Origin of the sequence: Citrobacter amalonaticus Y19 (genome assembly GCF_000981805.1) — a bacterium.
GTDB lineage: Bacteria > Pseudomonadota > Gammaproteobacteria > Enterobacterales > Enterobacteriaceae > Citrobacter_A > Citrobacter_A amalonaticus_C.
On record NZ_CP011132.1, the window covers coordinates 122102 to 145727 of the forward strand.

At 54.9% G+C, this 23626-nt stretch carries 17 protein-coding genes; 11 read left to right on the plus strand and 6 right to left on the minus strand.

What is annotated here, in order from left to right:
• Nucleotides 1–150: 150 nt before the first annotated feature.
• Nucleotides 151–1050, minus strand: a complete 900-nt coding sequence (gene nadC, locus F384_RS00540; RefSeq protein WP_046475522.1) for a carboxylating nicotinate-nucleotide diphosphorylase — start codon at nucleotides 1048–1050, stop codon at nucleotides 151–153.
• An 87-nt stretch (nucleotides 1051–1137) separates the two neighbouring features.
• Here nadC and ampD point away from each other — a divergent pair, with 87 nt between their 5' ends.
• Both ampD and ampE read left to right on the plus strand, forming a co-directional pair.
• Complete coding sequence (ampD, locus tag F384_RS00545) at nucleotides 1138–1701, plus strand: 1,6-anhydro-N-acetylmuramyl-L-alanine amidase AmpD (protein ID WP_046475524.1); 564 nt, start codon at nucleotides 1138–1140, stop codon at nucleotides 1699–1701.
• Nucleotides 1698–2552 (plus strand): beta-lactamase regulator AmpE, encoded by an 855-nt coding sequence (gene ampE / locus F384_RS00550; protein ID WP_046475527.1) that lies wholly within the window; start codon nucleotides 1698–1700, stop codon nucleotides 2550–2552. The genes ampD and ampE overlap by 4 nt, the downstream gene beginning before the upstream one ends.
• A 46-nt stretch (nucleotides 2553–2598) precedes the next feature.
• On the opposite strand, the gene F384_RS00555 is transcribed toward ampE, so the two are convergent.
• The 3 genes from F384_RS00555 to aroP form a co-directional block, all read right to left on the minus strand.
• On the minus strand, nucleotides 2599–3549 hold the full coding sequence (locus tag F384_RS00555; protein WP_046475530.1) for a family 43 glycosylhydrolase: 951 nt from the start codon (nucleotides 3547–3549) through the stop codon (nucleotides 2599–2601).
• Entirely contained in the window at nucleotides 3549–4955 is a 1407-nt protein-coding gene (locus tag F384_RS00560; RefSeq protein WP_046475531.1) for a glycoside-pentoside-hexuronide (GPH):cation symporter, read from the minus strand. The genes F384_RS00555 and F384_RS00560 overlap by 1 nt, the downstream gene beginning before the upstream one ends.
• A gap of 158 nt (nucleotides 4956–5113) precedes the next feature.
• Complete coding sequence (aroP, locus tag F384_RS00565) at nucleotides 5114–6487, minus strand: aromatic amino acid transporter AroP (protein WP_162200226.1); 1374 nt, start codon at nucleotides 6485–6487, stop codon at nucleotides 5114–5116.
• 596 nt (nucleotides 6488–7083) lie between these two features.
• On the opposite strand from aroP, the gene pdhR reads away from it, so the two are divergent.
• The 4 genes from pdhR (at nucleotide 7084) to lpdA (ending at nucleotide 14207) form a co-directional block, all read left to right on the plus strand.
• Nucleotides 7084–7848 carry a pyruvate dehydrogenase complex transcriptional repressor PdhR gene (gene pdhR, locus F384_RS00570; RefSeq protein ID WP_046475536.1) on the plus strand — a complete coding sequence of 255 codons (765 nt, stop codon included), beginning with the start codon at nucleotides 7084–7086 and terminating at the stop codon, nucleotides 7846–7848.
• A gap of 162 nt (nucleotides 7849–8010) precedes the next feature.
• Nucleotides 8011–10674, plus strand: coding sequence for a pyruvate dehydrogenase (acetyl-transferring), homodimeric type (gene aceE / locus F384_RS00575; RefSeq protein ID WP_046475539.1), 2664 nt, complete (start codon nucleotides 8011–8013; stop codon nucleotides 10672–10674).
• 14 nt (nucleotides 10675–10688) lie between these two features.
• Nucleotides 10689–12578, plus strand: a complete 1890-nt coding sequence (gene aceF / locus F384_RS00580; RefSeq protein ID WP_046475541.1) for a pyruvate dehydrogenase complex dihydrolipoyllysine-residue acetyltransferase — start codon at nucleotides 10689–10691, stop codon at nucleotides 12576–12578.
• 198 nt (nucleotides 12579–12776) lie between these two features.
• On the plus strand, nucleotides 12777–14207 hold the full coding sequence (gene lpdA / locus F384_RS00585) for a dihydrolipoyl dehydrogenase (protein ID WP_046475544.1): 1431 nt from the start codon (nucleotides 12777–12779) through the stop codon (nucleotides 14205–14207).
• Nucleotides 14208–14263: 56 nt separating this feature from the next.
• Here lpdA and F384_RS00590 read toward each other — a convergent pair whose 3' ends face one another.
• Together F384_RS00590 and F384_RS00595 are read right to left on the minus strand one after the other, a co-directional pair.
• Nucleotides 14264–15055 (minus strand): DUF2950 family protein, encoded by a 792-nt coding sequence (locus F384_RS00590; RefSeq protein ID WP_046475547.1) that lies wholly within the window; start codon nucleotides 15053–15055, stop codon nucleotides 14264–14266.
• Between the two features lie 12 nt (nucleotides 15056–15067).
• Entirely contained in the window at nucleotides 15068–16708 is a 1641-nt protein-coding gene (locus F384_RS00595; RefSeq protein ID WP_046475549.1) for a DUF3300 domain-containing protein, read from the minus strand.
• Between the two features lie 399 nt (nucleotides 16709–17107).
• On the opposite strand from F384_RS00595, the gene acnB reads away from it, so the two are divergent.
• The 5 genes from acnB to F384_RS00620 all read left to right on the plus strand — a co-directional run bounded on the left by acnB (nucleotide 17108) and on the right by F384_RS00620 (nucleotide 23617).
• Nucleotides 17108–19705 (plus strand): bifunctional aconitate hydratase 2/2-methylisocitrate dehydratase, encoded by a 2598-nt coding sequence (gene acnB, locus F384_RS00600; RefSeq protein ID WP_052746865.1) that lies wholly within the window; start codon nucleotides 17108–17110, stop codon nucleotides 19703–19705.
• Nucleotides 19706–19879: 174 nt separating this feature from the next.
• On the plus strand, nucleotides 19880–20242 hold the full coding sequence (gene yacL / locus F384_RS00605) for a protein YacL (RefSeq protein WP_046475554.1): 363 nt from the start codon (nucleotides 19880–19882) through the stop codon (nucleotides 20240–20242).
• A 180-nt stretch (nucleotides 20243–20422) separates the two neighbouring features.
• Entirely contained in the window at nucleotides 20423–21376 is a 954-nt protein-coding gene (locus tag F384_RS00610) for a 2-keto-3-deoxygluconate permease 1 (protein ID WP_046475557.1), read from the plus strand.
• Nucleotides 21373–22644: a D-threonate kinase gene (gene dtnK, locus F384_RS00615; protein ID WP_046475560.1), complete on the plus strand. Its 1272-nt coding sequence runs from the start codon at nucleotides 21373–21375 to the stop codon at nucleotides 22642–22644. Before F384_RS00610 ends, dtnK begins: the two co-directional genes overlap by 4 nt.
• The gene (locus tag F384_RS00620; protein ID WP_080949845.1) at nucleotides 22634–23617 is read left to right on the plus strand and encodes a D-threonate 4-phosphate dehydrogenase; all 984 of its coding nucleotides are present in this window, start codon (nucleotides 22634–22636) and stop codon (nucleotides 23615–23617) included. The genes dtnK and F384_RS00620 overlap by 11 nt, the downstream gene beginning before the upstream one ends.
• The last annotated feature ends 9 nt before the right edge of the window (nucleotides 23618–23626 follow it).

The following is a 23626-nucleotide window of genomic DNA, read 5'->3' on the forward strand; positions in this document are numbered from 1 at the left end:
GCGGCAAAAAATGAATCGGGAAGGCGGGTTCAGAGGAATGTTATCGGTTTGCAGTGGTAAGCAATGAGATTGCGAGGCACGACGAGGATTTTAGCGATTGAAAAGGACAGGCTGGCCCGATAAACAGCTCATTATCGGGCCGTATAAAGATTACGCGTTAGCGAAGCGCATGGACAGGTCGAGCGCCCGGAGATGCTTGGTGAGTGCGCCAACTGAGATAAAGTCGACGCCGGTTTCAGCAAATTCACGCAGCGTTTCGTTGGTCACGTTGCCAGACACTTCCAGCCGCGCCTGGCCGTTGGTCCGTTTGACGGCTTCACGCATTTGCTCCGTTTCAAAGTTGTCCAGCATGATGATGTCGGCACCGGCTTTCAGCGCGTCATCCAGTTCATCCAGATTTTCAACTTCGACTTCCACAGGCACATCCGGATGCAGCCAGAAAGCTTTCTCAACAGCCTGACGCACTGAGCCGGAAGCAATAATGTGGTTCTCTTTGATCAGGAACGCATCGGAAAGACCCAGACGATGATTCGCGCCGCCGCCGCAGAGCACGGCATATTTCAGCGCGGTACGCAGCCCCGGCAGGGTTTTACGCGTGTCCAGCAGTTGGGTCTTTGTGCCCGCCAGGATATCAACGTACTTACGCACTTCGCTGGCGACACCTGACAGGGTCTGCACGAAGTTCAGCGCGGTGCGCTCGCCGGTCAGTAACACGCGAGAGGGACCGTCCAGCTCAAACAGTGGTTGATTCGCCTTGATGCTGTCGCCGTCTTCCACATGCCAGTGGATACTGACATCGTCGCCAGCCAGTTGAATAAAGACCTCTTCGACCCAGCGTTTGCCACAAAAAATGCCGTCTTCACGGGTGATGACGGTGGCATGAGAACGGGCGTTCTCCGGTAACAGTTGAGCCGTAATATCGTTGCTGGCATCCACTTCACCGCCTAAATCTTCACGCAGCGCCTGGGCGACAACGTTTGGGATATCCAGGTTAATACGTTCCAACAGCGCGTCACGTCGGTAGTCAGGGTTATAGCGGCGAGGCGGCATGAGAAAACTCCAAATTGCTAACGAATCATAAGGTAGAAACATGCTACTCTGAAGCGGCTATAAGCACCACTCAAAAGGAGATTCAGCATGTTGTTAGACAAGGGCTGGCTGGCAGAAGCGCGTCGCGTTCCTTCTCCGCATTACGATTGCCGCCCGGATGATGAAGTCCCTTCTTTGCTGGTGGTGCACAATATCAGCCTGCCGCCCGGCGAATTTGGCGGTCCGTGGATTGACGCACTATTCACCGGAACGATTGATCCCAACGCCCATCCTTTTTTTGCCGACATTGCGCACCTTCGCGTTTCCGCCCATTGTCTGATTCGCCGCGATGGCGAAATCGTTCAGTATGTTCCTTTCGATAAGCGTGCGTGGCATGCCGGTGTGTCGAGCTATCATGGGCGTGAACGCTGCAATGATTTTTCGATTGGCATTGAGCTGGAAGGGACCGATACGCTGGCCTACACCGATGCTCAGTACCAACAACTGGCAGCCGTCACGCGTGTTTTGATAAAGATTTACCCGGCCGTTGCCGACAACATAACCGGGCACTGCGATATTGCGCCTGAGCGTAAGACCGATCCCGGTCCGGCTTTTGACTGGGCAAGGTTTCGCGCACTGGTCACCGCCTCGTCAGATAAGGAGATGACATGACGCTATTTACGACATTACTGGTGCTGCTCGTCGAGCGCCTGTTTAAGCTGGGCGAACACTGGCAGTTCGATCACCGTTTAGACGCTTTTTTCCGCCGGGTCAAACGCTTCTCGGTGACGCGAACGCTGGGGATGATGATCATCGCGATGGTGGTCACGTTCCTGTTGCTACGCGCGCTGGAAGGTCTGTTATTTAATGTACCGACGGTCGTGGCGTGGATTCTGATCGGGCTACTGTGTATCGGCGCGGGTAAAGTGCGGATGCACTATCATGCCTATCTTAACGCGGCGGCGCGCGATGATGCGCATGCCCGAACGGCGATGGCCAGCGAACTGACGATGATTCATGGCGTCCCACCGGATTGCAATGAGCGTGAGTTTTTGCGTGAACTGCAAAACGCGCTGCTGTGGATCAACTTCCGTTTCTATATCGCACCGTTGTTCTGGCTGATCGTCGGCGGTCCGTGGGGGCCGGTACTGCTGGTGGGCTACGCCTTCCTGCGTTCGTGGCAGTCCTGGCTGGCGCGTTATCAGACGCCGCATGAGCGTTTACAGTCCGGTATCGATGCCATTCTTCATGTTCTGGACTGGATCCCGGTACGTCTGGCGGGCGTGGTGTATGCCCTGATCGGCCATGGCGAAAAAGCGTTGCCCGCGTGGTTTGCTTCGCTGGCGGATTTGCACACCTCGCAGTATCAGGTATTAACGCGCCTGGCGCAGTTCTCACTGGCGCGTGAGCCGCATACCGATAAGGTTGAAACGCCGAAAGCGGCGGTTTCTATGGCGAAGAAAACGTCGTTTGCCTTAGTGGTGGTGATTGCCGTGCTGACCATTTACGGCACGTTGATTTAACGTATCGGCAGGACGCCCGGTAAACAACAGGCTACCGGGCAATCTCTTAAAGCGTATCCGCGGGCGGGATGCCGAAGTCTGGCATCCCGTTTTCATCCCAACGAATCAGTTTAAGACGGGTATGGCGATTAGGATCGTAGAGCGGATCGCCTTCAATTTCAGTATAGTTGCGTGCGTGATACACCAGCACGTCATCGCCCTCCGGTGTTTGGGTAAAGCTGTTGTGCCCGGGCCCATACTGACGATTTTCCCTGCTGGTAGTAAACACTGGCTGTGGGGATTTGTGCCAGTTTGCCGGATTCAGCGGATCGGCGTGGATATCTATCCATAACAATCCCATGCAGTAGTTTTCGTCCGTGGCGCTTGCGGAGTAGCTGATGAACAGCCTGTCACCGTGAGTTAACACAGCTGGCCCCTCATTGACCCAAAAACCCCGACACTCCCAGTCGTACTCCGGTTTGCTGAGCATCACCGGCTGGCCTTTAATCGTCCAGGGATTGTCCAGTTCCGCCAGATAAATGTTGGAGTTACCGGTGATATCGGGCGATTTTTGCGCCCACAGATACCATTGCTTTCCCTGATGGCGGAACGTTGTGGCATCGAGCGCAAAGGTATCAAACGGTGTTTTCACCTGACCTTTTTCGACCCAGTGTCCGGTGAGTGGATCGGTATTCGTGCACTCCAGCGCGTACATCCGGTGCTGAAACATACCCAGTTTATCGAGCGCCTGAGTAGGGGCGGCGGCAAAGTAGATTATCCACCTGCCGTCGAGGTGATGAATTTCCGGTGCCCAGATCAGTTCGCTCATCGGACCCTGTTCGGGTTTGCGCCAGACAACAACGGGCGTTGCCGTGCGCAATCCTTCCAGTGAATCCGCCCGGCGGATTTCCAGCCGGTCATATTCCGGCACTGAGGCAATAAAATAGTAGTCACTGCCGTCGCGCAGGATAAACGGATCGGCGCGTTGTTCAATAAACGGGTTGGGCCAGTTTTGCATCAGGCTTTCCTTACGGTTTCAGTGGCTTTCAGATCCTGATAATCATTGAGTTCGCGGTAGTTGGTGCGGCGTTTTTCCAGATCGTCCTGAATCTGTTTCATCAGTTCGCGGTCAACTTTCAGCAGACGCACCACGCCGGCGGTAATCAGGTAGCCGACACCCGGAATCACGGTAAAGAGCAACACGATGCCGTTGATGGCGGAATCGCTTTGTGCTTTTGCCCCTGCATCGTAGCCGTACCACGAGAGCAGGAAACCGACCATCGCGCCGGCAATCGCCAGACCGAGCTTCAGGAAGAACAGGTTGCCCGAGAAGCTGATACCGGTAATACGCTTGCCCGTTTTCCATTCGCCGTAGTCGTCAACATCCGCCATCAGCGACCAGTGCAGCGGCGACGGGATCTGATGCAGAATATTGAGCAGGAAGTAGAGCGCCACAATCATCATCGTGGCTTTGGGATCGAAGAAGTAAAACGCGCTTGAGAAAAGGGCCAGCGCGATGTTGGTCCAGAAGAACACCTTCAGCTTACACCAGCGGTCAGTCAGCACTTTCGCCAGCACGCTGCCGATCATCATGCCAACAACGCCGAGGCTGATAAAAAGCGTGGCGAAGTGGGTGCTTTGCCCCATAACCCAGGTGACGTAGTACATGGTTGCCGCCATACGGATGAAGCCTGGACAGACGTTGCACAGCGTCAGCAGCAGAATGCGTACCCACTGATCGTTTTTCCACACGTCTTTGAAGTCATTCCTCATGTCGTCGTGGGTGGGAACGGCAGGGCGCACACGCTCGCGAACGGTGGCAAAACAAAACAGGAACATGCACATGCCGATAATGGCCAGCACGGTCATCGCCAGTTGATAGCCCTTCGCTTTGTTATCACCGCCAAACCAGTCAACCATGGGCAGCAGGGTGAGCGACAGCAGCAATGTTGCGATGCCGACCAACACAAAGCGGTAAGACTGACAGGCCACGCGCTCTTTCGGGTCGTTGGTGATCACGCCGCCCAGCGAGCAGTAAGGAATATTGATTGCCGTGTAGGTAATCGATAACAGGAAGTAAGTGACAAACGCATAGATAACCTTGCTGTTATAAGTCCACTCCGGGGTGGTGAACATCAGAATGCTGAACAGCGCGTAGGGGAAGGCAATCCACAATAGCCACGGACGAAAACGGCCATATTTACTTTGCGTCCGATCGGCAATGGCGCCCATGATGGGGTCGGTAACGGCATCAATAACGCGTACTGACAGTAATAATACGCCTACTAGCGCCGGGGCGAGACCAAAAATATCTGTGTAAAAATAGTTCACAAACAGCATGATAGCGCCAAAGATGATGTTGCATCCGGCATCGCCCATGCCATACCCAATCTTTTCTCTTACCGACAGTTTACCTGTATCCATTGCGATGTCTCTCCATCAAGGTGATGGAAATAATTATTCGTCTGCTATTGATTATTTGCGTTGCAGGATAGCGCCGCGAACATGGACGAAATGGCTACAGGGGGAAAAGTGTGAGGCAGGTAACAACCCTCACCCTGGACGGGTGAGGGTCAGAGGGATTAATGCGCTTTCGCCGTCTTTGCGGTTTTCTGTTTGCACAGGTAACCGATACCTAAAACAACCAGCCATACCGGGATCAGGTAGACCGAAATCGCCATACCCGGCGTTATCAGCATAATCACCAGTACGGCCGCCATGAAGAGCAGGCAGACCCAGTTACCCAACGGGTAGAACAGCGCCGGGAAGCGAGTCTTCACACCTTGTTGCTGTTTGGCGCGGCGGAACTTGATGTGCGCAAGACTGATCATCGCCCAGTTTATCACCAGTGCGGAGACCACCAGCGCCATCAGCAGACCGAAGGCGGATTCCGGCGCCATGTAGTTGATCAACACGCACAGTGCCGTCACCAGCGCCGAGACGATGATGGTATTCACCGGTACGCCGCGTTTGTCGATAGTGAGCAGGATTTTTGGGGCGTTACCCTGTTGCGCCAGACCAAACAGCATGCGGCTGTTACAGTAAACGCAGCTGTTGTACACCGACAGCGCCGCCGTCAGTACCACAACGTTCAGCGCGTTTGCCACAAAGGTATCGCCCAGTTCGTGGAAGATCAGGACAAACGGGCTGACGTCAGCGGTAACACGCGTCCATGGCATCAGAGAGAGCAGGACGGCCAGCGAACCCACATAGAAGATCAGAATACGGTAGATAACCTGGTTAGTGGCTTTGGGGATGCTTTGCTCCGGGTTATCCGCTTCGGCGGCGGTGATCCCGACTAATTCAAGGCCACCAAACGAGAACATGATGATGGCCATCATCATCACCAGACCGGTGAAGCCATGTGGCAGGAAGCCACCTTGAGTCCACAAGTTGCTGACGCTGGCCTGCGGGCCACCGTTGCCGCTAAACAGCAGCCAGCCGCCGAACAGGATCATCGCTACCACGGCGATAACTTTGATGATGGCAAACCAGAACTCCATCTCACCAAACACTTTTACGTTGGTCAGGTTGATGGCGTTGATAGCGATAAAGAAGACGGCTGCCGAAACCCAGGTGGGGATCTCCGGCCACCAGAACTGAATGTACTTACCGACGGCGGTCAGTTCCGCCATCGCGACCAGCACGTACAGCACCCAATAGTTCCAGCCCGACGCAAAGCCTGCAAAACTCCCCCAGTACTTATAGGCAAAGTGACTGAACGAACCGGCAACCGGCTCTTCAACCACCATCTCACCCAACTGACGCATAATAAGGAAGGCAATAAAACCCGCTATCGCATAACCCAGAATAATACCGGGGCCTGCGGACTGGATAACGGAGGCGCTTCCCAGGAACAGGCCTGTTCCTATCGCGCCGCCCAGCGCGATAAGCTGGATATGGCGGTTCTTAAGGCCGCGCTTTAGCTGCTCGCCGTGCTGCTGACTGTCCATCATGAAACCTCGTGTGTGGTTTTACTCTTCAGATTTCAGGTTGCCGCCAAAGACGACCCGAACTATTTGAGTAATTATTATTTGTACTACGCAGTGATGCGTGTGTAAGTTTGCAATTCCGTCTGTTGTATTATTATGTTTACAGTAATGATTTTTAAAATGTCGCCGAAACTCTTTTGTCCGGAACAGAATAATGGTATGCGGCAGGGAATGCACCTGCTTTGTGAATGGATGATGACGAGTTGAATAAAAAGAGAGCAGTTGTGTGTTCCTCCTCTTACCTCCTGATAACACTTCCGCCAAATAATAAATGACTATTTATGATGTATGCATGCATAAAAATGCATCTGAATCGGTTCAACCAGGATTTTTCTTCGTTTCAATAAGGTTAAAACTACCTCTCGGGTGGTAAATTTAACATTTGTGCATAGTTACATGTTTGAAACGTTATTTCTGTGATGTTGTTAAAATGTGCCTGGTTTACTGATTTCAATCAAAACCTGTATGGACATAAGGTGAATACTTTGTTACTTTAGCGTCACAGATATGAAATTGGTAAGACCAATTGACTTCGGGCAAATGGCTTAAGACAGGACATCATGGCCTACAGCAAAATCCGCCAACCAAAATTATCCGATGTGATTGAGCAACAGCTGGAGTTTTTGATCCTCGAGGGCACACTGCGCCCGGGCGAAAAGCTCCCACCGGAACGCGAACTGGCGAAACAGTTCGACGTCTCCCGTCCCTCCTTGCGTGAGGCGATTCAACGTCTCGAAGCGAAGGGATTGCTGCTTCGTCGCCAGGGCGGCGGCACTTTTGTTCAGAGCAGCCTGTGGCAGAGCTTTAGCGATCCACTGGTAGAACTGCTCTCCGACCATCCTGAATCCCAGTTTGACCTGCTTGAGACGCGCCATGCGCTGGAAGGCATTGCTGCATACTACGCAGCGCTGCGCAGCACGGATGAAGACAAAACACGCATTCGCGAACTGCACCATGCCATTGAACTGGCGCAAGAGTCCGGTGACCGCGATGCCGAGTCCGATGCCGTCCTCCAGTATCAAATTGCTGTCACCGAAGCGGCACACAATGTGGTTTTACTTCATCTGCTACGGTGTATGGAACCCATGCTGGCCCAGAACGTTCGTCAGAACTTCGAATTGCTCTATTCGCGTCGCGAGATGCTTCCGTTGGTGAGTAGTCACCGCACCCGTATTTTCGAAGCGATTATTGCCGGTAAGCCAGAAGAGGCGCGTGAAGCATCACATCGCCATCTGGCGTTTATCGAAGAAATTCTGCTCGACCGAAGCCGTGAGGAGAGCCGTCGTGAACGCGCCTTACGTCGTCTGGAACAGCGAAAGAATTAGTGATTTTTCTGGTGGCTCGTTAGCCAGAAGATGTTGTAAATCAAGCGCTAATCTAAAGCGCGGCAACTAAACGCAGAACCTGTCTTATTGCGTTCTCCGGCGAGAACTCAATGGGACAGGTTCCAGATAACTCAACGTATTAGATAGATAAGGAATACCCCCATGTCAGAACGTTTCCCAAATGACGTGGATCCGATCGAAACTCGCGACTGGCTACAGGCGATCGAATCGGTCATCCGTGAAGAAGGTGTTGAGCGCGCTCAGTATCTGATCGACCAGCTTCTTTCTGAAGCCCGCAAAGGCGGCGTGAAAGTAGCGGCAGGTACTGGGGCAAGCAATTACATCAACACTATTGCCGTTGAAGATGAGCCGGAATACCCGGGCAATCTGGAGCTGGAGCGTCGTATTCGTTCTGCTATCCGTTGGAACGCCATCATGACCGTGCTGCGTGCGTCTAAAAAAGACCTCGAGCTGGGCGGCCACATGGCATCCTTCCAGTCTTCTGCGACGGTGTATGACGTTTGCTTCAACCATTTCTTCCGCGCCCGCAATGAGCAGGATGGCGGCGACCTGGTTTACTTCCAGGGTCACATCTCTCCGGGCATTTACGCCCGTGCTTTCCTGGAAGGCCGTCTGACTGAAGAGCAGATGGACAATTTCCGTCAGGAAGTTCATGGCAATGGCCTGTCTTCCTACCCGCACCCGAAACTGATGCCTGAATTCTGGCAGTTCCCGACCGTTTCTATGGGGCTGGGCCCAATTGGCGCTATCTATCAGGCTAAATTCCTGAAATATCTGGAACACCGTGGCCTGAAAGACACCTCCAAACAGACCGTTTACGCTTTCCTGGGCGACGGTGAAATGGACGAGCCGGAATCCAAAGGGGCGATCACCATCGCGACCCGTGAAAAACTGGACAACCTGGTCTTCGTCATCAACTGTAACCTGCAGCGTCTGGACGGCCCGGTCACCGGTAACGGCAAAATCGTTAACGAACTGGAAGGCATCTTCGAGGGCGCTGGCTGGAACGTAATTAAAGTGATGTGGGGCGGTCGTTGGGATGAGCTGCTGCGTAAAGATACCAGCGGTAAACTGATCCAACTGATGAACGAAACCGTTGACGGCGACTACCAGACCTTCAAATCCAAAGATGGCGCGTACGTTCGTGAGCACTTCTTCGGTAAATACCCGGAAACCGCAGCACTGGTTGCAGACTGGACTGATGAGCAGATCTGGGCGCTGAACCGTGGCGGTCACGATCCGAAGAAAGTTTACGCGGCACTGAAAAAAGCGCAGGAAACCAAAGGCAAAGCAACAGTCATCCTGGCCCATACCATTAAAGGTTACGGCATGGGTGACACCGCCGAAGGTAAAAACATCGCGCACCAGGTGAAGAAAATGAACATGGACGGCGTGCGTCATATCCGCGACCGTTTCAATGTTCCTGTTACTGACGAGCAGGTTGAAAAACTGTCCTACATTACCTTCCCGGAAGGTTCTGAAGAACACAAGTATCTGCACGAACGTCGCCAGGCGCTGCACGGCTACCTGCCGAGCCGCCAGCCGAACTTCACTGAGAAGCTGGAACTGCCGACCCTGGAAGACTTCGGCGCGCTGCTGGAAGAGCAGAACAAAGAAATCTCTACCACTATCGCTTTCGTTCGTGCCCTGAACGTGATGCTGAAGAACAAATCGATCAAAGATCGTCTGGTTCCGATCATCGCCGACGAAGCGCGTACTTTCGGTATGGAAGGTCTGTTCCGTCAGATTGGTATTTACAGCCCGAACGGCCAGCAGTACACCCCGCAGGACCGTGAGCAGGTTGCGTACTACAAAGAAGACGAGAAAGGTCAGATTTTGCAGGAAGGGATCAACGAGCTGGGCGCAGGGTCTTCCTGGCTGGCTGCGGCGACCTCTTACAGCACCAATAACCTGCCGATGATTCCGTTCTACATCTACTACTCCATGTTCGGGTTCCAGCGTATCGGCGACCTGTGCTGGGCAGCAGGTGACCAGCAGGCGCGTGGCTTCCTGATTGGCGGGACGTCCGGTCGTACAACGCTGAACGGCGAAGGTTTGCAGCACGAAGATGGTCACAGCCATATTCAGTCTCTGACTATCCCGAACTGTATCTCTTACGATCCGTCTTACGCGTACGAAGTTGCGGTCATCATGCACGATGGTCTGGAGCGTATGTACGGTGAGAAACAAGAGAACGTTTACTACTACATCACCACGCTGAACGAAAACTACCACATGCCAGCCATGCCGGAAGGTGCTGAGGAAGGTATCCGTAAAGGTATCTACAAACTCGAAACCCTGGAAGGTAGCAAAGGTAAAGTTCAGCTGTTGGGCTCCGGTTCTATCCTGCGTCACGTTCGTGAAGCGGCACAGATCCTGGCGAAAGACTACGGCGTGGGCTCTGATGTGTACAGCGTCACTTCCTTTACTGAACTGGCCCGTGATGGTCAGGACTGTGAGCGCTGGAACATGCTGCACCCGCTGGAAACGCCACGCGTTCCGTACATCGCTCAGGTGATGAACGACGCGCCGGCTGTAGCCTCAACTGACTATATGAAACTGTTTGCCGAACAGGTTCGTACTTATGTACCGGCTGATGATTATCGTGTACTGGGTACCGACGGTTTCGGTCGCTCTGACAGCCGTGAAAACCTGCGTCACCACTTCGAAGTGGATGCTTCCTACGTGGTTGTAGCGGCACTGGGCGAACTGGCTAAACGTGGCGAAATCGATAAGAAAGTGGTTGCGGATGCAATTACCAAATTCAACATCGATGCAGAAAAAGTTAACCCGCGTCTGGCGTAAGAGGTAAAAGAATAATGGCTATCGAAATCAAAGTACCGGACATCGGGGCAGATGAAGTTGAAATCACCGAGATCCTGGTCAAAGTGGGCGACAAAGTTGAAGCAGAACAGTCGCTGATCACCGTAGAAGGCGATAAAGCCTCTATGGAAGTTCCGTCTCCGCAGGCTGGCGTTGTTAAAGAGATCAAAGTCTCTGTTGGCGACAAAACCGAGACCGGCGCACTTATCATGATATTCGATTCCGCTGACGGTGCAGCAGCCGCTGCACCTGCTCCGGCAGAAGAGAAGAAAGAAGCGGCTCCGACAGCAGCACCAGCCGCTGCGGCAGCGAAAGAAGTACACGTACCGGATATCGGCGGCGACGAAGTTGAAGTCACTGAAATCATGGTTAAAGTGGGCGACACCGTTGCGGCTGAACAGTCCCTTATCACCGTTGAAGGCGACAAAGCGTCGATGGAAGTGCCGGCGCCGTTCGCGGGCACCGTGAAAGAGATCAAAATCAACACCGGCGACAAAGTGTCCACCGGCTCGCTGATTATGGTCTTCGAAGTGGCGGGCGCTGCACCTGCTGCGGCTCCAGCGCAGGCGGCTGCTCCGGCAGCGGCGGCGGCACCTGCTGCCTCTGGCGCGAAAGACGTTAACGTTCCGGACATCGGCGGTGACGAAGTTGAAGTGACCGAAGTGATGGTGAAAGTGGGCGACAAAGTGGCCGCCGAGCAGTCACTGATCACCGTTGAAGGCGACAAAGCCTCAATGGAAGTCCCGGCGCCGTTCGCGGGTACGGTTAAAGAAATCAAAATCAGCACCGGCGATAAAGTAAAAACCGGTTCTCTGATTATGGTCTTCGAAGTGGAAGGCGCTGCGCCTGCTGCGGCTCCGGCTGCTGCACCAGCACCTGCTGCTGCCGCTCCGGCTCCAGCTGTTAAAGCTGCGGCACCGGCGGCGAAAGTGGAAGGCAAATCTGAGTTTGCTGAGAACGACGCTTACGTTCATGCGACCCCGCTGATTCGCCGTCTGGCGCGCGAGTTCGGTGTCAACCTGGCGAAAGTGAAGGGTTCAGGCCGTAAAGGTCGCATCCTGCGCGAAGACGTTCAGACCTACGTGAAAGACGCTATCAAGCGTGCGGAAGCCGCTCCGGCGGCCGCAGCAGGTGGCGGTATTCCGGGCATGCTGCCGTGGCCGAAAGTTGACTTCAGCAAGTTCGGCGAAATCGAAGAAGTGGAACTGGGCCGCATCCAGAAAATCTCGGGTGCGAACCTGAGCCGTAACTGGGTGATGATCCCGCACGTTACGCACTTCGACAAAACCGATATCACCGATCTGGAAGCGTTCCGTAAACAGCAGAACGCGGAAGCTGAGAAGCGCAAACTGGATGTGAAATTCACCCCGGTGGTCTTCATCATGAAAGCGGTTGCTGCGGCGCTTGAGCAGATGCCACGCTTTAACAGTTCGCTGTCTGAAGACGGTCAGCGTCTGACGCTGAAGAAATACATCAATATCGGTGTGGCGGTTGATACGCCAAATGGTCTGGTGGTTCCGGTCTTTAAAGACGTGAACAAGAAGAGCATTACCGAGTTGTCTCGCGAACTGACGGTGATCTCCAAAAAAGCGCGTGACGGTAAGCTGACAGCGGGCGAAATGCAGGGCGGTTGCTTCACCATCTCCAGCATCGGTGGCCTGGGTACTACCCACTTCGCACCGATTGTGAACGCACCGGAAGTGGCTATCCTCGGTGTCTCCAAGTCGGCGATGGAGCCGGTGTGGAACGGTAAAGAGTTTATCCCGCGTCTGATGATGCCTATCTCTCTGTCCTTCGACCACCGTGTGATTGACGGTGCTGATGGTGCGCGTTTCATTACCATCATCAACAATATGCTGTCTGACATTCGCCGCCTGGTGATGTAAGCAAAAAGCCGGCCCGACGGCCGGCTTTTTTCTGGTAATCTCATGATGGTTTTGGGGTTATTGGTGCTAAAGATAAATCGTTGCCGTTTTGTTGTTTCAAAATTGTTAACAATTTTGTAAAATACGGACGGATAGAACGACCCGGTGGACGATGGGCGACAAGACCAGGGATCGCCGGAAATAAATTAAGAGGTCATGATGAGTACTGAAATCAAAACTCAGGTCGTGGTACTTGGGGCAGGCCCCGCAGGTTACTCTGCAGCCTTCCGTTGCGCTGATTTAGGTCTGGAAACCGTAATCGTAGAACGTTACAGCACCCTCGGTGGTGTTTGTCTGAACGTCGGCTGTATCCCTTCTAAAGCACTGCTGCACGTTGCAAAAGTTATCGAAGAAGCCAAAGCGCTGGCTGAACACGGTATCGTCTTCGGCGAGCCGAAAACCGATATCGACAAGATTCGTACCTGGAAAGAAAAAGTAATCACTCAGCTGACCGGTGGTCTGGCGGGTATGGCGAAAGGCCGTAAAGTGAAAGTGGTTACCGGTCTGGGTAAATTCACCGGGGCGAACACCCTGGAAGTGGATGGTGACAACGGCAAAACCGTGATCAACTTCGACAACGCGATCATTGCGGCGGGTTCCCGTCCGATCCAGTTGCCGTTCATTCCGCATGAAGATCCGCGCGTATGGGATTCCACCGACGCCCTGGAACTGAAATCCGTACCGAAGCGTCTGCTGGTTATGGGTGGCGGTATCATCGGTCTGGAAATGGGTACCGTGTACCACGCACTGGGTTCAGAGATTGACGTGGTTGAAATGTTCGACCAGGTTATCCCGGCGGCTGACAAAGACATCGTTAAAGTCTTCACCAAACGCATCGGTAAGAAATTCAACCTGATGCTGGAAACCAAAGTGACTGCCGTTGAAGCGAAAAAAGACGGTATTTACGTTTCCATGGAAGGCAAGAAAGCCCCGGCTGAAGCACAGCGTTATGACGCGGTGCTGGTCGCTATCGGTCGTGTGCCGAACGGTAAAAACCTCGACGCGGGCAAAGCGGGCGTGGAAGTGGACGACCGTGGCTTCATCCGCGTTGACAAACAACTGCGCACCAACGTGCCGCACATCTTTGCTATCGGCGATATCGTCGGTCAGCCGATGCTGGCGCACAAAGGTGTTCACGAAGGTCACGTTGCCGCCGAAGTTATCGCCGGCATGAAACACTACTTCGATCCGAAAGTGATCCCATCCATTGCTTACACTGAACCAGAAGTGGCATGGGTAGGACTGACGGAGAAAGAAGCGAAAGAGAAAGGCATCAGCTATGAAACCGCCACCTTTCCGTGGGCTGCTTCTGGCCGTGCTATCGCTTCCGACTGCGCAGACGGTATGACCAAACTGATTTTCGACAAAGAAACTCACCGCGTGATTGGTGGTGCGATTGTCGGCACCAACGGCGGCGAGCTGCTGGGTGAGATCGGTCTGGCGATCGAAATGGGTTGTGACGCGGAAGATATCGCACTGACCATCCATGCGCACCCGACTCTGCACGAGTCCGTTGGTCTGGCGGCAGAAGTGTTCGAAGGTAGCATCACTGACCTGCCGAACGCGAAAGCGAAGAAGAAGAAGAAGTAATCTTCAGCCTTCCGGTAACAAAAAAAGCGGCGTAAATGCCGCTTTTTTTATGCCTGTTATTCCACCGGTTTCCACGGTTCGTGTGGCGTAAATTTTTCGATGGCGATGGCTTTTAGCCCGCTATCTTCCCCCAAATCCGCCTGATACACGCGGTCATCCTGGCTCACCATAAAGCTCATCACGCCTGTTTCACCCCAACTGACGGGCCAGGCGAGCAGCGCAAACCCTTTCTCGTTGTCGCTGGCAATAATGTGAAAATAGTACCCGTGATACCCTTCGCCGGGCGAGTCAGGACTGAAGGCTGGCCCTAACGGGCTCGGTGTTTCGCCGGGTTTTACGGGCCAGTACAAACCATCCTGTTGACCGCTATGACTGATAATCCGGGTGGCAAAAGCCTGTTTGCGCTGCCAGTAGTCGTATTGGGCGTCGACATAGGCGCGCATGGCCTGAATCGCCGAGAGTTCGTTGCGTCCCACCGTTCGCGTGAGGATCTCATCCTGCGCGGCAGACATATCAAAATGCCAGCCCTTGCTTGCCTTCACGATGGGGATGGGCAACTGCCAGTTCTCCTGACCGACGTTCAGATGGGCGACGTTACCTTGCTGCACTATCTGATGGCTGACCTTCCAGTCGCGGTTGAAGCGCGCGACGGCTTCCGGGTCCGCGCCTTCCGGGGGTAAAAACTGTCGCCAGTTATCACCTAGCAAGGCGGTCAGTTGTGCGTCGTTATTCCCGGCAATCGCACGGGAAAAGGCGTTGGCGGCGTCGTCTGGCGTGGCGAACATCTGCTGGGCGTAGCTCATTAACGGCAGCGAGAGCAGCAGGGTGCTTAACAGTATTTTTTTCATCATGGGCTCCCGTTAGCGATGGCGAAATTCATGGTGTGCTGAAGCGCGATCGCGCGTGGCGGCTCGTTGCCCGTTGCTGACATTACTCAGACGACGACTTTCCTGACCGCGCTGCTGCTGCGACTGCCAGGTCGGTGATCGACTGTCATTGCCGCTAAAGGCATTCGCCCGGTTTTGCTGGAATGCCTGCTGACGCTGTTGTGGTGATGAGGACTCGACGCGCTGGCGTGCCGTCTCCCGCTGCTGTTGTGAAACAGGGCGCTGCTGCGCTTTGGCCCTGAGCTCGTCACGATGCTGTTGTTGTTGCGGCGTGGTGGATTTTTTCACCGTCTGCTGCGCGGCCTGACGGCGCGTATTGCTACCATTGTCGTCGTAGCCGCGATAGTTATTGCGCTGGACAACCTGATTCAACTGTTGCGATGCGGCTTTACGCTGAGCATCACGGGTTGTCGCTGTTGGCTGTTGGGGGAGCGCTTTGGTGGCATCCGGATGACGTTGCTGTAGTTGTGCCACCGCCGCCTGACGCTGACTGTCGCGGGTGGCCGTCCCGACAGGTTGCTGTGTAGTACTGAGACCGCCGCTGACGTTGGTCGGATGGAAACGCTGCGCCGTTGAGGCATTTTGATACGGCACACCGCCGCGATAGGCCGGGTTGTGCTGCCAGGTCATGTTCTGCGTTTTCAGATTCTGCCCGGAGATGCGGTTGAAGTTATTAACGTTGATATTGATGTTATCGCCATTGTGCTGATAGCCGTTACCGCCATGACGATCGTCATCATGATGGTGATCGTCATCGTGGTGATGATCATCGTCATCCCAGTCGATATTACTGAACAGCGCATAGGTGGTGGCGACGCCCAGGCTGTAGCCAAAGCCTTGAACAAAACTACCGGCAAATTGTTCACCCGGCGTCGGCGGTAGATACACTGGCGGATACGCGGTGTTGGGCCAGGTACCATAAACCGTGGAAGGGTTATAGCTGGGGACGTACACCACCTGCGGATCGGCAGGCTCAATTTTGATTACCGTGGAGGCCGGGGCAGCCTGTGTTGTGGAGGTCGTGCTGGTGGTTGAGGGCGCTGCTGCGACGCTCTTTTTCGCCGTACTGGTCACCGTTTGCTGCGGGGTGGATTTCAGCGAGCCGGTTTGTTGGGCCAGTAAGCGCAGGCGCTGAACGGAATCCATAACATCCTGTGGTTGCGCCAGAAACGCATCACCGAGGTTTTGTACCCACTCCGGGTTTTCCCCCATCAGCGCCATGAGTTGCGGAAAAGCGACCAGCGACTTTACGCTGGGGTCCCATGGCTGGTTTGCGACGGCCTGAATGGCGGTATCGCCTTGCAGTGTCGGATTATCACGCGACCATTGCACCGCCTGAACGACGTTAGCCGGATAGGTCGCCGCCATCAGAACCTGAGAAAGCAGCGGATCCGGATAGAGGGCAATCGGCGCAACCCATTGATCGATTTGCGCCGTGGTGAAGCTCGCTTTTGCAACCGGGGCCGGAGGGGCTTCGGCTGGCGCGGGCAGTTGCACCGCGACGGGCGTCGGGGCTTCCGGTGTGCGGCTTTTGACATACAGCACGCCTGAAGCAGCAAGTAGCCCGGCGCTACAGATCAGCGCAAGCACGTGGGGTTTAAAGGGCAACGTCATATTCTTACTCCCGATTTACCTTGAAATCGCAATAGTCGACATGCTGTCACCCGCAGGTGCAGTGTTGCGTGAGTATAAAGAGACGATAGTTTATTTTTTGACTAATCTTGGGATCAGTACAGCAGAGTGATTATAAGAATGCGAAATAGTGTGACGATTCGTAACAGCGATTAATTCCCCACTTCTGAAATCGAAAAGGGCATTAGACCATCCTTAACGATTCAGCCACTTTTTTATGTTGCTTTTTTGTAAACAGATTAACACCTCACTAAAATCCTGTTATTCTGCCCATTGCGGTACCGGGCATTTACCCTACAAACTGCTGTCTCACAGGAGCGTGAAGAGAATCGCCCATCGATAAAGCGCCGCACTATGACAATGAGAGCGAGGAGAACCGTCGTGCTAGAAGAATACCGTAAGCACGTAGCAGAACGTGCCGCCGAGGGGATTGTGCCCAAACCCCTAGATGCAACCCAAATGGCCGCGCTCGTCGAGCTGCTGAAAGCACCGCCTGCGGGCGAAGAAGAATTCCTGTTAGACCTGTTGATCAACCGTGTTCCCCCAGGCGTCGATGAAGCCGCCTATGTCAAAGCGGGTTTCCTCGCTGCCGTCGCGAAAGGCGAAACGACTTCCCCACTGATTACGCCTGAAAAAGCGATTGAACTGCTCGGCACCATGCAGGGTGGTTACAACATTCATCCGCTAATCGACGCCCTGGACGATGCAAAGCTGGCGCCGATTGCCGCCAAAGCGCTCTCCCATACGCTGCTGATGTTCGATAACTTCTACGACGTAGAAGAAAAAGCCAAAGCGGGTAACGAATTTGCGAAGCAGGTGATGCAATCCTGGGCTGATGCCGAATGGTTCCTGAGCCGTCCGCCGCTGGCTGAAAAAATGACGGTCACCGTCTTCAAAGTCACCGGTGAAACCAACACCGATGACCTGTCTCCGGCACCGGATGCCTGGTCTCGTCCGGATATCCCACTTCACGCGTTAGCGATGCTGAAAAACGCCCGCGAAGGCATTGAGCCAGATCAGCCGGGCAGCGTTGGCCCGATCAAGCAGATTGAAGCGCTGGCGAGCAAAGGTTATCCGCTGGCCTACGTCGGTGACGTCGTCGGGACAGGTTCTTCGCGTAAATCCGCCACCAACTCTGTGTTGTGGTTCATGGGCGATGACATTCCGCACGTGCCGAACAAGCGCGGCGGCGGTCTGTGCCTCGGCGGTAAAATCGCGCCTATCTTCTTCAACACGATGGAAGATGCGGGCGCGCTGCCAATCGAAGTTGACGTCAGTAACCTGAACATGGGTGATGTGATTGACGTTTACCCGTTCAAAGGTGAAGTGCGTAACCATGAAACCGGTGAACTGTTGGCGAGCTTTGAACTGAAAACCGACGTGCTGGTTGACGAAGTCCGTGCGGGTGGTCGTATTCCACTGATCATCGGTCGCGGTCTGACCACCAAAGCGCGTGAAGCGCTGGGTCTGCCGCACAGCGACGTGTTCCGTCAGGCGAAAGACGTGGCGGAAAGCAGCCGTGGTTACTCGCTGGCACAGAAAATGGTCGGCCGTGCATGCGGCGTAGCCGGTGTTCGTCCGGGCGCGTACTGCGAACCGAAGATGACCTCCGTGGGCTCCCAGGATACCACTGGCCCAATGACCCGTGACGAACTGAAGGACCTGGCGTGCCTGGGCTTCTCTTCTGACCTGGTGATGCAGTCTTTCTGTCATACCGCAGCGTATCCGAAGCCGGTTGACGTCACCACGCACCACACCCTGCCAGACTTCATTATGAACCGTGGCGGTGTTTCGCTGCGTCCGGGCGATGGCGTGATCCACTCCTGGCTGAACCGTATGCTGCTGCCGGATACCGTCGGTACCGGTGGTGACTCCCACACCCGCTTCCCGATCGGGGTTTCCTTCCCGGCGGGCTCGGGCCTGGTAGCGTTTGCTGCGGCGACCGGCGTTATGCCGCTGGATATGCCGGAATCCGTTCTGGTGCGCTTTAAAGGCAAAATGCAGCCGGGTATCACCCTGCGCGATCTGGTTCACGCCATTCCGCTGTATGCGATCAAACAGGGTCTGCTGACCGTTGAGAAGAAAGGCAAGAAGAACATCTTCTCTGGCCGCATTCTCGAGATTGAAGGTCTGCCGGATCTGAAAGTCGAGCAGGCGTTTGAGCTGACCGATGCATCCGCCGAGCGTTCTGCGGCAGGCTGTACCATCAAGCTGAACAAAGAGCCGATCATTGAATACCTGACCTCCAACATCGTCCTGCTGAAGTGGATGATCGCGGAAGGCTACGGCGATCGTCGTACACTGGAGCGTCGTGTGCAGGGCATGGAAAAATGGCTGGCGAACCCTGAACTGCTGGAAGGTGACGCGGATGCCGAGTACGCCGCAGTGATCGACATCGATCTGGCTGATATCAAAGAGCCGATTCTGTGCGCGCCGAACGATCCGGACGACGCGCGTCTGCTCTCAGACGTTCAGGGCGAGAAGATCGACGAAGTGTTTATCGGTTCCTGCATGACCAACATCGGTCACTTCCGTGCAGCCGGTAAGCTGCTGGATGCGCATAAAGGTCAGTTGCCGACGCGCCTGTGGGTGGCGCCGCCAACCCGTATGGATGCGGCACAGCTGACGGAAGAGGGCTACTACAGCGTCTTTGGTAAGAGCGGTGCGCGTATTGAAATCCCGGGCTGTTCACTGTGCATGGGTAACCAGGCGCGCGTCGCAGACGGCGCGACGGTGGTATCAACCTCCACGCGTAACTTCCCGAACCGTTTAGGCACCGGTGCGAACGTCTATCTGGCGTCTGCGGAGCTGGCGGCGGTTGCGGCACTGATCGGCAAACTGCCGACGCCGGAAGAGTACCAGACCTATGTGGCGCAGGTCGATAAAACGGCAGTCGATACCTATCGTTATCTGAACTTCGACCAGCTCTCTCAGTACACTGAGAAAGCCGACGGTGTGATTTTCCAGACAGCGGTGTAATGCGCTAACGCATTTCGCGTAAAAATGCATCAATGCCCGGTGAAGCGTGCTTCTCCGGGCATTTTTATTTCCATTCCTTATGCGCGATCCGCTTTTTTTCTGCGTCCAGGCTGCGATAATTAAAACAAGGCGCGATGCGGTAATGGCGCATTGCCGGGAGCAGAGGACTACATTATGGATTACGAATTTCTGCGCGATGTTACCGGGCGGGTTTTGGTGCGCATGTCCATGGGTCACGAAGTGGTCGGGCACTGGTTTAATGAAGAAGTGAAAGAAAACCTGGCCCTGCTGGACGAAGTGGAACAGGCGGCACACGCGGTGAAAGGCAGCGAACGTTCCTGGCAACGGGCGGGGCACGAATATACGCTCTGGATGGATGGCGAGGAGGTGATGATCCGCGCCAATCAGCTGGAGTTTACCGGCGACGAAATGGAGGAGGGGATGAGTTACTACGATGAAGAGAGCCTGTCGCTGTGTGGCGTCGAGGATTTTCTTCAGGTGGTAAACGCCTACCGGGAATTTCTGCGTCAATCCTGAATGATTTCAATCATCATTGAAGCCGGGCGTCTGCGTCCGGCTTTTTTTTATCGAAAAATGATTGTTTGATTTTTATTAATCATTTTAAAACTGTGATCTGACCCATTTGTGATCTAAAATTGATTAAATATAATCGTTGTGATTTTATTTAATCACAACATAACAACAGGCGGGAAGACCATGAACATCAAGAAGGCAATAGAACGTGTACCCGGCGGCATGATGGTCGTGCCATTGGTTATCGGTGCCATTATTAATACCTTTGCCCCGCAGGCGCTGGAGATCGGCGGATTTACCACCGCTCTGTTTAAAAACGGCGCGGCGCCGCTGATCGGGGCATTCCTGCTGTGTATGGGGGCTGGGATCAGCGTAAAAGCAGCACCTCAGGCTTTGCTGCAAGGGGGCACGATCACCCTGACTAAATTGCTGGTAGCCATTGCGATCGGCCTCGGTGTAGAGCACCTGTTCGGGGCCGAAGGGATCTTTGGCTTAAGCGGACTGGCCATTATTGCTGCCATGAGTAACTCGAACGGGGGGCTGTACGCGGCGTTAGTCGGCGAGTTCGGCAACGAGCGTGACGTCGGCGCAATCTCTATTTTGTCTCTTAATGACGGTCCGTTCTTTACGATGATCGCGCTGGGTGCCGCGGGGATGGCCAACATTCCGATCATGGCGCTGGTGGCGGTACTGGTCCCGCTGGTCGTCGGCATGATCCTCGGCAACCTCGACCACAACATGCGTGACTTCCTGACTAAAGGCGGACCGCTGTTGATTCCGTTCTTTGCTTTTGCGCTTGGCGCTGGCATCAACCTCGAAATGCTGTTACAGGGCGGCCTGGCGGGCATTCTGCTTGGTGTGTTGACCACCTTCATTGGCGGCTTCTTTAACATCCGCGCAGACCGTCTGGTAGGCGGAAGCGGAATTGCCGGAGCGGCAGCCTCCAGTACCGCCGGTAACGCCGTCGCAACGCCACTGGCGATTGCCCAGGCCGATCCGTCGCTGGCGGAAGTCGCCGCTGCTGCCGCGCCGCTGATTGCCGCCTCCGTGATCACCACGGCGATCCTGACTCCGATCCTCACCTCGTGGGTTGCCAAAAAGCAGGCGCGTCAGGTTGCTCAGGAGAATAAAGCATGAAAATGATCGTTATCGCCGATGACTTTACGGGCTCTAACGATACCGGCGTGCAACTGGCGAAAAAAGGTGCACGTACGGAAGTGATGCTCACCCCGGCGCAGAAGCCTTCGCGGCGTGCCGATGTGTTGGTTATCAACACGGAGAGCCGGGCAATCCCGGCGGCGCAAGCCGCACAGGCGGTTCAACAGGCGTTGGCCCCCTGGTGTGAGGGGACAACCACGCCGCTGGTGTATAAAAAAATCGATTCTACGTTTCGTGGCAACGTCGGGGCCGAGGTGACTGCGGCGATGCGCGCCGCCAACCGGAAACTGGCTGTGATTGCCGCAGCCATTCCCGCCGCAGGGCGCACGACGCGTGACGGACTGTGCCTGGTCAATGGAACCCCATTACTGGAGACCGAATTTGCCAGCGATCCTAAAACGCCGATTATCTCTTCGCGCATTGCGGAACTGGTCACGCTGCAAAGTGACATTCCGGTGCATGAAGTGTCGCTCGAGGATGTCCGTCGCGGACAACTGAGCGCACTGTTAGTCGCTTTCGCGGCAGAAGGCGAGTGCATGGTGGTGGTGGATGCGGTTGAAGACCGCGATTTGTCGCTGATTGCGCATGCCATCTGCGAGCAGGAGACTCTGCCATTACTGGTCGGCGCCGCCGGGCTCGCCAATGCCCTGCCGGTCAGCCTGTTTATGCAGGAAAAGCAGGAGCTGCCGGTGCTGGTCGTCGCGGGGTCGATGAGTGAAGCCACGCGGCGTCAGGTAGACAACGCGCTGTGTCAGGACAGGGCAAAGGTTGTCGATATCGATGCCGCACGGTTGGCTTCTGCCCATTTTGAACAGGAGATCGCGTCGGTAGTAGAGCAGGCCTGCGCGTTACTGAGCCGTCAGCACCATACGATTTTACGTACCAGTCGCAGCGTGGAAGACCGACAGATGATCGACACGCTGTGTGCCAGCGTGGGGATGAGTCGTCAGGCGCTTGGCGAACGGTTGAGCCAGCGTCTTGGGACAATTACGTTGCTCATTATTGAGCAGGCGCGCATTGGCGGCCTGTTCCTGACCGGGGGGGATATCGCGACCGCCGTTGCCAGCGCGTTGGGGGCGGAAGGCTATCGCATTCAAAGCGAGGTGGCGCCGTGCATTCCGTGTGGAACCTTTGTGAACAGCGAGATTGACGATCTGCCGGTGATCACCAAAGCGGGCGGATTCGGCTCCGACAGTACCCTTTGTGATGCGCTTTATTTTATTGAGGAGATGTACAGTGGTAACTAAAACAGTCGCGATTACGATGGGCGACCCTGCGGGGATCGGTCCGGAAATTATTGTTAAAGCGCTCAGTGAAGATGAACTTAACGGCGCGCCGCTGGTGGTGGTGGGATGTCTGCAAACGTTGAAGCGGTTGCAGGCCAACGGTCTGGCTGAGGGCGTGACGTTTCGCGCCATTACGCAGGTTGCGGATGCCCGATTCGCGCCTGGCGTTATTCATGTGATTGATGAACCTCTGGCGCAACCGGAGGCGCTGGAACCGGGCAAAGTGCAGGCGCAGGCAGGCGATCTGGCCTATCGCTGTGTAAAACGGGCGACGGAACTGGCGATGAAGGGCGACGTCCACGCCATCGCCACCGCGCCGTTGAACAAAGAAGCGCTGCATCTTGGCGGGCACAATTTCCCTGGACACACCGAGCTGCTGGCGACGCTGACGGAAAGCCGCGATTACGCAATGGTGCTTTATACCGATAAGCTGAAAGTTATTCATGTTTCCACTCACATCGCCCTGCGTAAGTTCCTCGATACCCTGAACGGTCAGCGTGTGGAGACCGTGATTGGCATCGCCGATACCTTCCTCAAACGCGTGGGTTATGCCCATCCGCGGATTGCGGTGGCGGGGGTGAACCCGCATGCCGGTGAGAACGGATTGTTTGGCGATGAGGAGATTCGCATCGTCGGACCGGCGATTGAGAACATGAAGGCGAAGGGGATGCAGGTTTATGGCCCATGCCCGCCGGATACCGTGTTTTTACAGGCGTATGAAGGTCAATATGACATGGTGGTGGCGATGTACCACGACCAGGGCCATATCCCGCTGAAGTTGCTGGGTTTTTATGATGGCGTCAACATCACGGCGGGTTTGCCATTTATCCGCACTTCTGCCGATCACGGGACGGCATTTGATATCGCCTGGACGGGAAAAGCAAAATCTGAGAGCATGGCCGTATCGATTAAACTGGCAATGCAACTGGCGTAATTTCCTGTT